The organism is Lysobacter sp. HA18, assembly GCF_054057595.1.
Genome location: NZ_JBSRZL010000001.1, coordinates 2,468,653 through 2,482,442, shown reverse-complemented (window position 1 = coordinate 2,482,442; position 13,790 = coordinate 2,468,653). Strand labels below are relative to the sequence as shown.

The following is a 13,790-nucleotide window of genomic DNA, read 5'->3' as shown; positions in this document are numbered from 1 at the left end:
CCAGGGGAGGGGACACATGGGCATTTCGCTTGTCGGGTTGGTCATCGCATTCGTCGTGGTGATCGCGATCTTCAAGACCGTGCGCATGGTCCCGCAGGGTTACCAGTGGACGGTCGAGCGCTTCGGGCGCTACACGCACACGCTCGAGCCCGGGCTGCATTTCCTGTTCCCGGTCGTCTACGGCGTCGGCCGCAAGATCAACATGATGGAACAGGTGCTCGAAGTCCCGAGCCAGGACGTGATCACCAAGGACAACGCGGTCGTCAAGGTCGACGGCATCGTGTTCTTCCAGGTGCTCGACGCAGCGAAGGCCGCGTACGAAGTGGCGACGCTCGAGATCGCCATCCTCAACCTCGTCATGACCAACATCCGTACCGCGATCGGTTCGATGGACCTCGACGAGTCGCTGTCCAAGCGCGATGAGATCAATACGAAGGTGCTGGTGGCCGTCGACCAGGCGACGCATCCGTGGGGCATCAAGGTCAATCGCATCGAGCTCAAGGACATCGCGCCGCCGCGCGACCTGATCGATTCGATGGCGCGGCAGATGAAGGCCGAGCGCGAGAAGCGCGCGAACATTCTCGAAGCGGAAGGCTTCCGCCAGGCGGCGATCCTCAAGGCCGAGGGCGAGAAGCAGTCGGTGATCCTCGAAGCCGAAGGCCAGCGCGAAGCCGCGTTCCGTGCCGCCGAAGCGCGCGAGCGTTCGGCCGAAGCCGAAGCGAAGGCGACGCAGCTGGTGTCCGACGCGATCTCGCAGGGCAACGTGCAGGCGATCAACTACTTCGTCGCGCAGAAGTACATCGAGGCGTTCAAGTCGCTGGCCGAAGCGCCCAACCAGAAGTTCGTGCTGATGCCGATGGAAGCGTCCGGCGTGATCGGTTCGCTGGGCGGCATCGCGGAACTGGCGAAGGAAGCGCTGGACCGCCCGAACGCACCGAAGCCACCCGCGCTTCCGCGCTGAGGTCGACGCCATGCACTGGACGTTCACCGCAACCGTCTGGGCGCTCGTCGCGCTGGTGCTGATCGCGGCCGAGATCATCGCGCCCGGCGCTTTCATGTTGTGGCTCGGCATTGCCGCCGCGGCGACGTGCGTGCTGGTCGTCGCGATGCCCGGCCTCGCACTCGTCTGGCAGATGATCGCGTTCGCGCTGCTTAGCGTGCTGTCGGTCTTCGTCTACCTGCGCTTCTTCCGGACGCACGGCCGCGACAGCGACCGGCCGTCGCTCAACCGTCGCGCCGAACAGATGGTCGGCCGCGTGGTGCCGTTGATGGCGCCGATCATCGACGGCCACGGCCGCGTGCAGATCGCGGACGCGATCTGGGATGTCGAAGGCCCGGACCTGCCGCTGGGCGCGCGCGTTCGCGTGGTCGGCGTGCGTGGCATGACGCTGGAAGTGCGGCCGCAGGACTGAGTCCATCCGCCGGCGTCTGACCCGCCGGCGCGTATCCGCGATAATCACGGGCTCACCCCACGCCGTGATCCCGCCATGACGAGCAAGACCGTCCTCAACGACACCCACCGCGCCCACGGCGCCAAGATGGTCGACTTCGGCGGATGGGACATGCCCATCCACTACGGCTCGCAGATCGACGAGCACCACCAGGTGCGTCGCGACGCGGGCATGTTCGACGTCTCGCACATGACCGTGGTCGACCTGCGCGGCGCGCGTGTGCGCGACTTCCTGCGCATGCTGGTCGCCAACTCGGTCGACAAGCTCAAGAAGCCGGGCAAGGCGCTGTACACCTGCATGCTCAACGAGCGCGGCGGCGTCATCGACGACCTCATCGTCTATTTCCTCGACGAGTCGTTCTTCCGCCTCGTGGTCAACGCTGCCACCCGCGACAAGGACCTCGCGTGGATCCGTGGCCAGGCGATCGCGTTCGACGTCAGCGTTACCGAGCGCGACGACTACGGAATGATCGCGGTGCAAGGTCCGAACGCGCGCGCCAAGGTCATCGGCCTGTTGCGCGAATCCGATCGTGCCGCAGTCGAGAAGGTCGGCCGCTTCGCCGCGGCGACGGGCGTCACCGACGACGGGCTCGAACTGTTCGTCGCGCGCACCGGCTACACCGGCGAGGACGGTTTCGAAGTGCTCGTGCCGGCCGACCAGACCGTGCGCGTGTGGGATCGACTCGTGCAGGCGGGCGTAAAGCCGGCGGGACTCGGCGCGCGCGACACGCTGCGCCTCGAAGCCGGCATGAACCTCTACGGCCAGGACATGGACGAAGACGTGTCGCCGTACGAAGCCGGCCTCGCGTGGACCGTGGCGATGGACGAAGGCCGCGACTTCATCGGACGCGCCGCGCTCGAGCAGCAGCTCGCGAACGGCAGCGCGCGACAGATGGTCGGGCTCGTCATGGACGAGAAGGGCGTGCTGCGCCACGGACAGAAAGTGATCACCGCGGCGGGCGAGGGCGAGATCCTGTCGGGCACGTTCTCGCCGACCATTGGCAAGGCGATCGCGCTCGCGCGCATTCCCGCTGGCGAACCCGGCGACGTGCGCGTCGACATCCGCGGCCGCGAAATTCCGGTGCGCGTGGTCAAGTATCCGTTCGTGCGCGAAGGCGCGAACCTCGTCCCCGACGCCTGATCGAAACATCGTGCGGACGAGCGGCTGTCCCGTCCGCATCGCATGGCTAAACTAGCGACGCATCGAATCCACCCATCAACGCACGCGACCCACGACGCACCGGAGCCCCCATGAGCGAGATCCCTGGCGACCTGAAGTTCCTCAAGACCCACGAGTGGGCCCGCGTCGAAGGCGACGGCAAAGTCACCGTCGGCATTTCCGACCACGCGCAGGGACTTCTCGGCGACCTCGTGTACGTCGAACTGCCCACCGTCGGCGACCGCGTCGAAGCCGGCAACGCATGCGCCGTCGTCGAGTCGGTCAAGGCCGCGTCGGACGTGTACGCGCCGCTCACCGGCAAGATCGTCGCGGTCAATTCGGCGCTCGCCGACAAGCCGGAAACGATCAACGAAGACGCCTACGGCGAAGGCTGGCTGTACCAGCTCGAGATCGAGGACGCGGAGCAGCTCAACGAACTCCTCGATCCCGACGACTACGCCGAGCAGCTGGAAGACGACCACTGATTCGCAGTCGCGAAGCAGTCACCGAAGGCCGCGGACATCCGCGGCCTTCTTCGTTTCGGACGATGCGAAGCGACGGTCGATGCACGACGACGACGTCGCGCGAGCGGTGCGCGACACGCGATCGCGGTCGTCGAAACGGTCGATGTGGACGTGTCGACAGCGTTCGAAAGCTCGCGCACTTTCGCGCAAATCGGGTTGTGCGGCGCCAGATCGCGACGTCGTCTTCGCATCGCGCACACGCCGCCGACGCGCGGCGTTGAGGTTCCGTTCGGGTTCGCGGAACGCATCGCGCGACGTCGACGAATGCATCGAAGTAAATCGAAGTGCTGCACGGAAACACTTGAAACGTAGGGGTTTCGTTGCGCGTAGAAAATGATGCGAACGATTCGATGCGCATCCGCGAGTTACGTCGGAGGTGCTCGATGCGGACCCGAAACCCAAGCGGGGCGCGGACTTGGGAAAAAAAATTTCGCCCAGGTTGTTGACATCAAAAAAATCGGTGATTAGGTTTCGCCCCAGCAGCTAACCTGCGAATGCGAGTGATCAAAACAGACGCGACAACGCGCACCACAAAACGGACCTCCGCCCGGGACATCAAACCGGTGGACGCAGGATCCGTTTCCCTCGCGAAAACACATTCCGCATTCCGAAGCAGCCCGATCCGCAGCTGGCGGTCCGGGCTTTTTCATGCCCCAGCGGAATGTTCAAACCAGACAGGTGCTGTCGAATTCGGTGGACGCATCCGCGTTTCGCCGCTGCTTCCGCCACATCGGTTCCAGGGTGTGGCGGTCAGTCGCTGGGCTGTTCCCGCGACGTTGTCTTGAACTGGGCAACACCCCGATAGACCACTAAACGAGGAGCCACCCCATGGCCACGAAGAAAGCCACCAAGAAGTCCACCGCCAAGAAGGCCACGAAGAAGGCTGCTGGCAAGAAGGCCGCGTCGAAGAAGTCGACCGCCCGCAAGACCGCCGCCAAGAAGGGCGCGCGCAAGACCACCGCCAAGAAGGCCGGCGCTCGCAAGACTGCAGCCAAGAAGGGCGGCGCTCGCAAGACCGCAGCCAAGAAGGGCGCACGCAAGACTGCAGCCAAGAAGGGCGGCGCTCGCAAGACCGCAGCCAAGAAGGGCGGCGCTCGCAAGACTGCAGCCAAGAAGGGCGCTCGCAAGGCAACGGCCAAGAAGGCTGGCGCTCGCAAGGCCACTGCCAAGAAGGCTGGCGCTCGCAAGACCACCGCCAAGAAGGCCGGCGCTCGCAAGACCGCAGCCAAGAAGGGCGGCGCCCGCAAGACGGCCAAGAAGGCCGGCGGCGCGCGCAAGACCGCAGCGAAGAAGGGCGGCGCCCGTAAGGCGACCCGTCGCCGAGCTGATGCCCCGATGACGATGCCGGCCACCCCGGCTCCGATGATCTAAGAAAAAAATACCCGATTACCGCAACACCCGACTCTCTCCCGCAGCCCAGGCGGGGGAGAGTTTTTTTTTGGCGCGATGACGATGACGATGCCGGTGCCGCGACTGCGGGTCGGATGCGACGCATTGCCCTGTCGCGACGCGACGCCTGCAGTGACGACTCGTCGCGATCGGAGATCGGCTGCCGTTGCTTACGGCAGCGCAATGGGTACTGCCGAGCTGTGCATCGCGTCAGCGACCGATGAGCGACGTCGCGGTGCCAGCTCCAAGGACCCATCCGTCTAGCAGCCGTCAGCGAGCGGCGGCGAGGGCGAGAGGATGACGTGGCACGAGTGCGGCCGGAGCGTTGATGTCGAGGCGACCGCTGCGCGGTCGCATAGGCATCGCACCACGCAGCGTAAGCAGTCGCTTCGGTCGTTGCGCGTCCAACGTGCTACGTGCCCGATCCTTTCCGCGCATGCTCAGCGAGTCGCGAACAGATCCCCGCGAGCGACCCGACGCGACGCAGCGCGTCTGGGGTCGGGGCGCGACGATAGCTAGGGCGGCCGGCCGCGATCGAACGACGCGCGTTAACACGGACGCACGCAGCGCCCGGCGTCGCATTGCCGCCCGGCATTCGAACCTGGCGCCGCACGATGCGCGCGCCATTCCCCCAAACGAAAACGGCCGACAAATATGCCGGCCGCCTTCTTCCCGCTAGACGAAACTCAGTGCGGCGCTGCGGTCGACTTCGCGGCGCTCGTGCCCGGCTGCTGGCCGTCTTCGTCGTTCTGCACGAACTGCGTCGGCTCGTCGAAGTCGTCCTTCATCCAGTGGCTGCCCGGAATGCCGAGTGCACGGTCGAGGATGGTCGGGATCATTGCGGACGGCAGCGAGCTCTCGCTGTTCCAGAGCAGTGCGACGCCGAAGTCGCGATCGGGAAGCATTGCCACCGCGCCGCGATAGCCCTGCACCGCGCCGCCGTGGAAGACGAGCGTGTTGCCGGCGTAGTTGTAGACGCGCCAGCCGATGCCGTAGCCCGCCGAGCTCAGGCGCTCGCGACGCCACGGCGATGCACGCATCTCGCTCGGCGTATCGACGCGCGCGGTGTGCAGCGTGGCGAGCAGCGACGCCGGCAGCACGTCCGGGCGATAACCGGTGTGCGCGACCAGCCACTGCGCCATGTCGCTCGCGCTCGCGTTGACGCCCGCCGCCGGCAGCACCTGGTAGTACGGCGTCTTCGGCATGACCGACACCCAACCACCGCGGCCGTGCACGTGCGGATGCGCCCAGCGCGGGCTCGACTCCAGGCCTTCCATGCCGATGCTCGCGTCGTTCATGCCGAGCGGCTTGAAGATGCGGCGCTGCACTTCCTGACCGTAGAACTGGCCGGTCGCCGCGAACACCACGTCACCGATCAGGCTGAAGGCGACGTTCTGGTAGCCGTAGCAGGCGCCCGGCTGGCAGGCGAGCGGCACCGACGCGAGGCGCTGCGTCAGCGTCGTGTACGGGACGTAGGACTCGAGATCGCGATCAAGCGAGTTGCGCGGCAGGCCGACGCTCTGGCTCACCACGTTCGCGACCGTCACCGCCTGCGTGGCGTTCGGATCGCTGAGCTGGAAGTTCGGCAGGTACTGCGTGACCTTGTTGTCCCAACGCAGCGAACCGTCGTTGACGAGCAGGCCGGTGAGCGTGCCCGCGAACGCCTTCGACAGCGACGCGAGACGGAACACCGTGTGCGCGTCGACCGGCTCGGCGGCCGACATGTCGGTGATGCCGTAACCGCGCACGCTGACGATGCGACCCTTGTGCACGATCGCCATCGCCAGGCCCGGCACCTTCTGGTCCGCGACGAGCGACTGCGCGAGCGATTCGATCTGCGCGACATTGAAGTCGGCTGCGATCGGCAACGGATTGCGCACGACCTGCTGCGGTGCAGCGATGGTCGTGGTGGTTGCGGGCGTCCAACGCGGCGGCGGAGGCGTTTGCGCGCCCGCGCCGGTACCGAGTGCGACCGGCAGCAGGAAGGCCAGCGCGCCGACATGGAAACCACGGCGGCGGAAGCGAAGGGCGGCGTCAGTCATGGGTGCGGCATCCACGAAACATTCACGGGTCGATCATAGCGTCGTCATCAAGTGACGCCAGAGGAAAGACATTCATATTCATGTTTTTGCTCGAAAACAGTGACGCAGCGCCGGCCGCTTCACTGCGTATCGTTCACGTGCGGCGCGTCGAGGCACGCAGTAGAGCCATTGCGGACCCGCGCGCGTTCGTTATCCGTCACCGGTTTGTAAAAAGTCCGTTCAGGCGTGAAGCGGCGGTCGTTCGCGAATGAGATCGGCTGCACGTTCCGCGATGGCTATCGTCGGCGCATTCGTATTGCCGCTGACCAGCCGCGGCATTACCGACGCATCGACCACGCGAAGCCCGTCGACGCCGCGTACTCGCAGTTGCGGATCGACCACGCTCGCGTCGTCGCTGCCCATGCGGCAACTGCCGACCGGGTGATAGACGGACTCAGCCTTGGCGCGAATGAAGTCGACGAGCTCGGCATCGGTGAGGTCGTTGCGTACGGGCAGCACCGGTGAGCCGCGATACGCATCGAACGCGGGTTGCATGAGCAGCTCCCGCGACAGCCGCGCGCACTCCAGCATCATCCGCAGGTCGAAGCCGTCGCCGTCCGACAGGTAGTTCGCGGCGATGCGCGCGGGTTGCGCCGCATCGGAGGACGCGAGTTCGATCGCGCCGCGACTACGTGGTCGCAAGAAGCACGCATGGATCGTGTAGCCGTCGCCGGGCAGGCGATTGCGGCCGTGATCGTCGAGCTGCGCAGGAACGAAGTGCAGCTGGATGTCGGGGCGTGCGTCGAGCGCGAGCCGGGAGCGAACGAACGCTCCGCCTTCCGCGATGTTCGACGAGCCGGGCCCACGATGCCCGCGCAGGAAATAATCGAACGCGATGCGCAGGTCGCTGACGCGATCGTAGGTGACCGGCATGCGGCTGCCATGCAGCGTGCAGATGTCGAGATGGTCCTGCAGGTTCGCGCCGACATCGGGTGCGTCGTGCTGCACTGCGATGCCATGGCGTCGCAGCGCGTCCGCAGGCCCGATGCCCGACAGCATCAGCAGCTGCGGCGAGTTGATCGCACCGCCGCAGAGCAGCACTTCGCGTGACGCATGCACGCGATGCAGACCGCGGCCGATCGCGTACTCGACGCCATTCGCACGCGAACCATCGAACAGCACGCGGGTCGTCAGCGCACCGGTGCGCACCTCGAGGTTCGGTCGACCGAGCGCAGGGCGCAGGTAGGCAACCGCGCTCGAACAGCGTGCGCCGTCCTTCTGCGTGACCTGGTACAGGCCGAAGCCGGTCTGCGGCGCACCGTTGAAATCATCGTTGCGTGCGAAGCCCAGTTGTTCGCCGGCGTCGATGAAAACGCGCGATAGCGGGTTGACGTGGCGCAGGTCGGAAACATGCAGCGGCCCCGCGTCGCCATGCAATGCGTCCGCACCGCGCGCGTTGTTCTCGCTGCGGATGAAGTAGGGCAGCATGTCGCGCCACGACCAACCCGTCGCGCCCGCATCGGCCCAGTCGTCGTAATCGACGGGGTTGCCGCGGATGTAGCACATCGCATTGATCGAGCTGGACCCGCCCAACACGCGTCCGCGCGGCCACCACAGTCGACGTCCGTTCAATGCCGGCTCGGGCGCGGTGTTGTAGTCCCAGTTGAGACGCCGCACGTTGACGAGCTTGGCGATGCCCGCCGGCATGTGGATGAAGGGATGACGATCGCGCGGGCCGGCTTCGAGCAGCAGCACGCGTACCGACGGGTCCTCGCTCAGGCGATTGGCCAGCACGCAGCCAGCGGACCCAGCGCCGACGATGATGTAGTCGTACATGCTCACCCCGCACGACGACCGGGCGGTCGCGGCCGCAGCATAACGGGCAAGGGTGGCGGCGCGGCCGCGCGGACGGTACGGTGCGCATCCCCCACCGGAAGCGACCGATGAGCGCGCATCCCGAGCAGTCCCCGGCAGATCAGGGGCGCGTGCGTCGCGGCGAGTGGCCGGCACTGCTGCTCTCGCTCGCGTACTTCTTCTGCGTGCTCACCGCGTACTACGTGATCCGTCCGGTGCGCGAGCAGTTGTCGGCGGCGGTCGGGTCGACGCAGCTTCCGTGGTTCTACCTCGCGACCTTCATCACTACGCTCGCGCTGACGCCGCTGTTCGCCGCGTTGGTGTCGCGCTGGCGGCGACGCGTGATGGTTCCCGTCGTCTACGGCGTGTTCGTGGCCTGCCTGCTCGGCTTCATGCCGTTCTTCGCGCACCAGGATGCGCTCGATGCGCGGACGCTCGGCATCGTGTTCTTCGTGTGGGTGAGCGTGTTCAATCTCTTCGTGGTGTCCGTGTTCTGGGTGTTCATGTCCGACATCTGGTCCCCGGTGCAGGCGCGGCGCTTGTTCCCGTTGATCGGGTTCGCGGGGACGGCGGGCGCGCTTGCGGGTCCGGCGATTACGAAGTCTCTGGTCGGCGTGGTCGGCATTGCACCGCTGCTCGGCGTATCCGCATCGCTGCTCGCCATCGCGACGGTGCTTTCGGTGGTTCTCGGTCGCTGGGCACGCGATGACGCGCGCATCGAAACGCTGGACGACGCACCGCTCGGCGGCGGCATGCTCGACGGGCTCAAGCAGGTCATTGCTAGCCCGTTCATGCGCAACATGGCGATCCTGCTGATCCTCGCCGACGGCATCGGCACGATCAATTACGCGCTGCTCGCCGACTACAGCGGCGCGACGTTCGCGACCGGCGAAGCGCGCACTGCATTCGCCGCGACTGTCGACCTCGCGTCGAACGTGCTGACGATGCTGCTGCAGGTCGGCGTCACCTGGTGGCTGATGCCGATGATCGGCCCGGGTCGCGTGCTCATCATCTGGGCGACGGTCGCGATGGCGTCGCTCGCGCTGGTGGTCTTCTCGCCGGATGCGTACGCCCCGCTGGTGGGCGCGATGCCGGCCGTCGCGCTCGCGGCGATCGTCACCCGCGCATTGGGCTACGGTCTCGCCGAGCCATCGCGCCATGCGCTGTTCACGCAGGTCGCGCGAAGCGAACGCTACAAAGGCCAGAACGCGGTCGACACGGCCGTCTGGCGGTTCGGTGATCTTCTTGTGGCACTCACGATGAACAGCATGAAGGCGCTCGGCGCGACCGTCGGCGGCGTGGCGTCGATCGGGCTTGCCGCAGCGAGCGCGGCCGCGGCGATCGGCTGGCGCCTGTCGCGTGTGCGCGATGCGGGACAGGACGTGCCGCGCGCATGAGGCCGCAGCTCCGGCACTGGCTGCGACGGCTGTTCTTCGCGTGGGTGGCGCTGGCGTTCGTGGCGGTGGTCTACGGCCTGTTCGTCGAGCCGCGCCGTCTGGTCGAGCGCGACTACACGATCGCGCTGCCGCGCTGGCCGGCCGCATGCGAAGGGCTGCGCATCGACCACGTCAGCGATGTGCACACCGGTTCGCCGAACAACGGCCTCGACAATCTCGACCGCGTGGTCGCACAGCTCGAGTCCAGCGATTCCGACGCGGTGCTGATGACCGGCGACTACGTAATCCTCAGCGTGCTCGGCGGCCGCTACATTCCCGCCGATGTCAGCGCACCGCACTGGCGCGCTCTGACCGCGCGTAAGCCCGTCTACGCCGTTCTCGGCAATCACGACTGGTGGAAGGGCGGGCCGGGCGTGCGTCGCGCGCTGGAGGCCGCAGGCGTCGTCGTGCTGGAAGACGAGTCGCGTCGCACCGTCATTCGCGGCTGTCCGCTGTGGATCGTGGGCGTCGGTGACCTGTGGACCGCGAAGCACGACGTGCACAAGGCGTTCGCTGGCATCAACGACGACGCGCCCGCGATCGTAATGACGCACAACCCCGCGCTCGTCGACCAGATTCCGTCGCGCGCTGCGCTCGTGCTGGCGGGCCACACGCACGGCGGTCAGATCTCGCTGCCCGGCATCGGCCAGCCCGCGCAATGGGGCAAGCCCGAGAACCGCTACATCCGCGGCTACTACGGCGACGCGTCGCGACCGCTGTTCGTCTCGCCGGGCATCGGTACCAGCATCATGCCGATGCGCATCGGCGTGCCGCCGGAGATCTCGCGCCTGACGCTGCGCGCGCAGCGCTGAGCACTACGCGGCGCGCGGCGGCCGCGGCGATACCCACATCGATACGACGGCGCGGAAGACGACCTCGCCGTGGGGATCGGTGACTTCCACGTCGACCGGCGCTTCGCGTGCATCGCCGCCGTTCGGCAGGTCGTCGCGCACACGGGCCGTCGCGGTCATGCGGCCCGTCGCCTTGCGCACGTACTCGACCTGCATGCCCTTCGGAATCCAGCGCATCGACTGCGGCAACCCGGCTTCGGTCGCGAGTCCCGCGGCAAGTTCCGCCGCGTTGCACAGCGCGATCGCGTGCACCGTGCCGATGTGGTTGGTCACCGCGCGCCGATGCGCGAACGAGACGACGCAGTGGCCCGGCTCCAGTGCGTCGATGCGCGGCGCGATGCTGCCGAAGTAGGGCGCCTTGAAGCAGACCGCGCGGGCGAACAGCCAGCGGCCGAGTGGCCAGCGCGTCATGCGTCGATGCAGGGCAAGCAGGTTCATCGTGGACTCCGGATACGACGACGGCGGGTCGATGCCCGCCGTCGTGCAGAACGTTTCGCGTATCGATCAGGCCGCTGCGCGCTGGCCCGGTTCGCCGGTCACGGCGGCATAGCCCGACGAGCGCAGCTCGGAGGCTTCGAAGTCATCCACGCTGATCGTGTCGATGGTGATCTCGCGCAGCGCTTCGAGCTGTGTGCGCTCGTCCGCGGTGATCCAGCCGTTGCGAACGGCGAGATCGAGCTGCGACGCGAAGTCGTGCGCTTCCACCTCGTGGCCCTTGAGCGCTTTCTGGAACTTGCGCTCGACCGGCTCCGCCGCGACGACCGCCGGCAGGTAGCTGTCGATGCGACCGGCCGGGTTGAACGGGCCCGGCGTCAGGAACGCGCCGCGACCGAGGCGATCGCGTGCTTCGCCCGGCGTCATCAGGATCGACGCGACCTTGTGATTCAGGCGATCGCTCGGCGCCACTGCGCGACGGCCGAACGGGAACACCAGCGCCCACAGCAGCCAGCCGACCGGACGCACCGGGAAGTTGCGCAGCGCGGCCGACAGCGACAGCTCGAGCTTGTGCATCGAGTTGTGGAACGACCACGCGAGCAGCGGCTGGTCGGCCACCGGCGCACCCTGGTCGTGATAACGCTTGAGCATCGCGCTGGCGATATAGAGCTGGCTCAGCACGTCGCCGAGGCGGCCCGAGAGCGACTCCTTGAACTTCAGCTTGCCGCCGAGCAGCAGCATCGACGTGTCGGCCATCAGCGCGAGCACCGACGAATAGCGGTTGAGCTTGCGGAAGTAGCGCTTCGTGTAGTCGTCGCCGGGTGCGGCACCGATAGTCGCGCCGGTGATGCCGAACCACAGCGAACGCACCGCGTTGCTGATCGCGAAACCGATGTGGCCGAACAGCGCCGAATCGAAGTCGCGCAGCGCCTGCGTGCGATCCGGATTGTTCGCGGCCTTCATTTCCTTGAGGACCCACGGATGACAGAGGATCGCGCCCTGTCCGAAGATCATCAGCGAGCGCGTCATGATGTTCGCGCCTTCCACGGTGATGCCAATGGGCGAGGCCTGCCACGCGCGGCCGAGATAGTTCTTAGGGCCGAGGATGATGCCCTTGCCACCGTGGATGTCCATCGCATCCTTGATGACCTCGCGGCCCATCTCGGTGCAGTGGTACTTCGCGATCGTCGACGGCACCGCGGGCAGTTCACCACGCGCCACCGCCGCCGCCGATGCTTCGGCGAGCGCGGTGATCGTGTACGCATTGCCGCCGATGCGTGCGAGCGCTTCCTCGACGCCTTCGAAGCGGCCGACCGACAGGCCGAACTGCTTGCGGATGCGCGAGTACGCTCCGGTTACGCGAGCGCCCATGCGCGAGCCGCCGGATGCAGTGGAGGGCAGGGTGATCGACCGGCCGATCGACAGGCACTCGACCAGCATCTGCCAGCCCTTGCCGGCATACGCTTCGCCGCCGATGAGCTGGCTGAGCGGAATGAAGACGTCCTTGCCGCGGATCGGGCCGTTCTGGAACGGCGAGTTCAGCGGCATTGCGCGACGCCCGATCTCAACGCCGTCGGTATCGCGCGGCAGAAGCGCGAGGGTGATGCCGATGTCCTCCTTCTCACCGAGCAGGTGGTCTGGGTCGTACATGCGGAAGGCGAGGCCGATCAGCGTCGCGACCGGCGCCAGCGTGATGTAGCGCTTGTCGAAGGTGAGCTTGACGCCGACGACGCGCGCGCCGTTCCAGTCGCCCATCGTCACGATGCCGTAGTCCGGAATCGACGTGGCATCGGAACCCGCCCACGGGCCCGTAAGGCCGAAGCACGGCACTTCGCGGCCGTCGGCCAGGCGCGGCAGGTAGTAGTCCTTCTGCTCGGTCGTGCCGTAGTGCATCAGAAGTTCGGCCGGGCCCAGCGAGTTCGGCACGCCGACCGTCGAGCTCACCACCGACGAGATCGACGCCAGCTTCTCGATCACCTTGTGGTTGCCGAGCGCGGTGAAGCCAAGGCCGCCGTATTCCTTCGGCACGATCATGCCGAAGAACTTGTTGCGCTTGATGTAGTCCCACAGCTCCGGCTGCAGGTCGGCGTGCACGTGCGTGATCGACCAGTCGTCGACCATGCGGCACAGCTCTTCGACCGGGCCGTCGAGGAAGGCCTGCTCGTCCGCGCTGAGCGTCGGCTTCGGCTGCGACATCAGCACGTTCCACTCGGGCTTGCCGGAGAACAGCTCGCCTTCCCAACCCACGGTGCCGGCCTCCAGCGCGACGCGCTCGGTCTCCGACAGCGGGGGCAGGATCTTCTTGTAGAACCCGAAGAGCGGCTGCGTCACCAGCGTCTGGCGCAGCGCCGGCACCAGCAGCGGCACCGCGATGATCGCGAACAGCACGGCCGCGACGATGGTGGCGGTCGCGTTGGCGCCGAGCAGCCAGCACGCGACAAGACCGGCGACGGACATCGCGACCCACGGCGCGAGGCGCATGCGGTGGTAGGCGGCCACGCCGCCAAGGATCAGCAGGACGAGGAACGGTGCGGCGATGCTCATGGAGCGCTCCAGCGGACGGGCGTCCGCGCGGTTTTCGTGGTGATGGCAAGGGCGGGCGCCGGATTCAAACGGCAGCATGAAACACCCGACATACGGGCGAGTATGGTAACGTTTTCGGACCGCTGTC

General features: G+C 66.8%; 11 protein-coding genes. 7 read left to right on the top strand and 4 right to left on the bottom strand.

Annotated elements, in window-relative coordinates; genetic code table 11:
- The first annotated feature begins 16 nt into the window (after window positions 1–16).
- From ACVWWW_RS12225 to ACVWWW_RS12205, 5 genes are all read left to right on the top strand, one after another.
- Window positions 17–961 carry an SPFH domain-containing protein gene (locus tag ACVWWW_RS12225; protein WP_036142052.1) on the top strand — a complete coding sequence of 315 codons (945 nt, stop codon included), beginning with the start codon at window positions 17–19 and terminating at the stop codon, window positions 959–961.
- A 10-nt stretch (window positions 962–971) separates the two neighbouring features.
- Window positions 972–1,412, top strand: coding sequence for an NfeD family protein (locus ACVWWW_RS12220; RefSeq protein ID WP_027083305.1), 441 nt, complete (start codon window positions 972–974; stop codon window positions 1,410–1,412).
- Window positions 1,413–1,487: 75 nt separating this feature from the next.
- Window positions 1,488–2,591 (top strand): glycine cleavage system aminomethyltransferase GcvT, encoded by a 1,104-nt coding sequence (gene gcvT, locus ACVWWW_RS12215; RefSeq protein WP_027083306.1) that lies wholly within the window; start codon window positions 1,488–1,490, stop codon window positions 2,589–2,591.
- 110 nt (window positions 2,592–2,701) lie between these two features.
- Window positions 2,702–3,094 (top strand): glycine cleavage system protein GcvH, encoded by a 393-nt coding sequence (gene gcvH, locus ACVWWW_RS12210; protein ID WP_027083307.1) that lies wholly within the window; start codon window positions 2,702–2,704, stop codon window positions 3,092–3,094.
- A gap of 867 nt (window positions 3,095–3,961) precedes the next feature.
- Entirely contained in the window at window positions 3,962–4,504 is a 543-nt protein-coding gene (locus tag ACVWWW_RS12205; RefSeq protein WP_051235230.1) for a histone H1-like repetitive region-containing protein, read from the top strand.
- 704 nt (window positions 4,505–5,208) lie between these two features.
- On the opposite strand, the gene ACVWWW_RS12200 is transcribed toward ACVWWW_RS12205, so the two are convergent.
- Both ACVWWW_RS12200 and ACVWWW_RS12195 read right to left on the bottom strand, forming a co-directional pair.
- A complete protein-coding gene (locus tag ACVWWW_RS12200; RefSeq protein ID WP_027083309.1) occupies window positions 5,209–6,564 on the bottom strand; it encodes a serine hydrolase domain-containing protein in 1,356 nt (451 codons plus the stop codon).
- Window positions 6,565–6,783: 219 nt separating this feature from the next.
- Window positions 6,784–8,379 carry a choline dehydrogenase gene (locus ACVWWW_RS12195; protein WP_027083310.1) on the bottom strand — a complete coding sequence of 532 codons (1,596 nt, stop codon included), beginning with the start codon at window positions 8,377–8,379 and terminating at the stop codon, window positions 6,784–6,786.
- Window positions 8,380–8,486: 107 nt separating this feature from the next.
- On the opposite strand from ACVWWW_RS12195, the gene ACVWWW_RS12190 reads away from it, so the two are divergent.
- Window positions 8,487–9,794, top strand: coding sequence for an MFS transporter (locus ACVWWW_RS12190; RefSeq protein ID WP_051235232.1), 1,308 nt, complete (start codon window positions 8,487–8,489; stop codon window positions 9,792–9,794).
- Window positions 9,791–10,645 (top strand): metallophosphoesterase, encoded by an 855-nt coding sequence (locus tag ACVWWW_RS12185; RefSeq protein WP_051235234.1) that lies wholly within the window; start codon window positions 9,791–9,793, stop codon window positions 10,643–10,645. The genes ACVWWW_RS12190 and ACVWWW_RS12185 overlap by 4 nt, the downstream gene beginning before the upstream one ends.
- A 3-nt stretch (window positions 10,646–10,648) precedes the next feature.
- On the opposite strand, the gene ACVWWW_RS12180 is transcribed toward ACVWWW_RS12185, so the two are convergent.
- Both ACVWWW_RS12180 and ACVWWW_RS12175 read right to left on the bottom strand, forming a co-directional pair.
- A complete protein-coding gene (locus tag ACVWWW_RS12180) occupies window positions 10,649–11,122 on the bottom strand; it encodes a hotdog fold domain-containing protein (RefSeq protein WP_027083312.1) in 474 nt (157 codons plus the stop codon).
- Window positions 11,123–11,188: 66 nt separating this feature from the next.
- Window positions 11,189–13,663: an acyl-CoA dehydrogenase gene (locus tag ACVWWW_RS12175; protein WP_027083313.1), complete on the bottom strand. Its 2,475-nt coding sequence runs from the start codon at window positions 13,661–13,663 to the stop codon at window positions 11,189–11,191.
- Between the last annotated feature and the right edge of the window lie 127 nt (window positions 13,664–13,790).

Excerpts from the sequence above, each read along its gene's own strand:
- ACVWWW_RS12225 (WP_036142052.1), top strand. The coding sequence starts at position 17 with ATGGGCATTTCGCTTGTCGGGTTGGTCATCGCATTCGTCGTGGTGATC.
- ACVWWW_RS12220 (WP_027083305.1), top strand. The coding sequence starts at position 972 with ATGCACTGGACGTTCACCGCAACCGTCTGGGCGCTCGTCGCGCTGGTG.
- gcvT (WP_027083306.1), top strand. The coding sequence starts at position 1,488 with ATGACGAGCAAGACCGTCCTCAACGACACCCACCGCGCCCACGGCGCC.
- gcvH (WP_027083307.1), top strand. The coding sequence starts at position 2,702 with ATGAGCGAGATCCCTGGCGACCTGAAGTTCCTCAAGACCCACGAGTGG.
- ACVWWW_RS12205 (WP_051235230.1), top strand. The coding sequence starts at position 3,962 with ATGGCCACGAAGAAAGCCACCAAGAAGTCCACCGCCAAGAAGGCCACG.
- ACVWWW_RS12200 (WP_027083309.1), bottom strand. The coding sequence starts at position 6,564 with ATGACTGACGCCGCCCTTCGCTTCCGCCGCCGTGGTTTCCATGTCGGC.
- ACVWWW_RS12195 (WP_027083310.1), bottom strand. The coding sequence starts at position 8,379 with ATGTACGACTACATCATCGTCGGCGCTGGGTCCGCTGGCTGCGTGCTG.
- ACVWWW_RS12190 (WP_051235232.1), top strand. The coding sequence starts at position 8,487 with ATGAGCGCGCATCCCGAGCAGTCCCCGGCAGATCAGGGGCGCGTGCGT.
- ACVWWW_RS12185 (WP_051235234.1), top strand. The coding sequence starts at position 9,791 with ATGAGGCCGCAGCTCCGGCACTGGCTGCGACGGCTGTTCTTCGCGTGG.
- ACVWWW_RS12180 (WP_027083312.1), bottom strand. The coding sequence starts at position 11,122 with ATGAACCTGCTTGCCCTGCATCGACGCATGACGCGCTGGCCACTCGGC.
- ACVWWW_RS12175 (WP_027083313.1), bottom strand. The coding sequence starts at position 13,663 with ATGAGCATCGCCGCACCGTTCCTCGTCCTGCTGATCCTTGGCGGCGTG.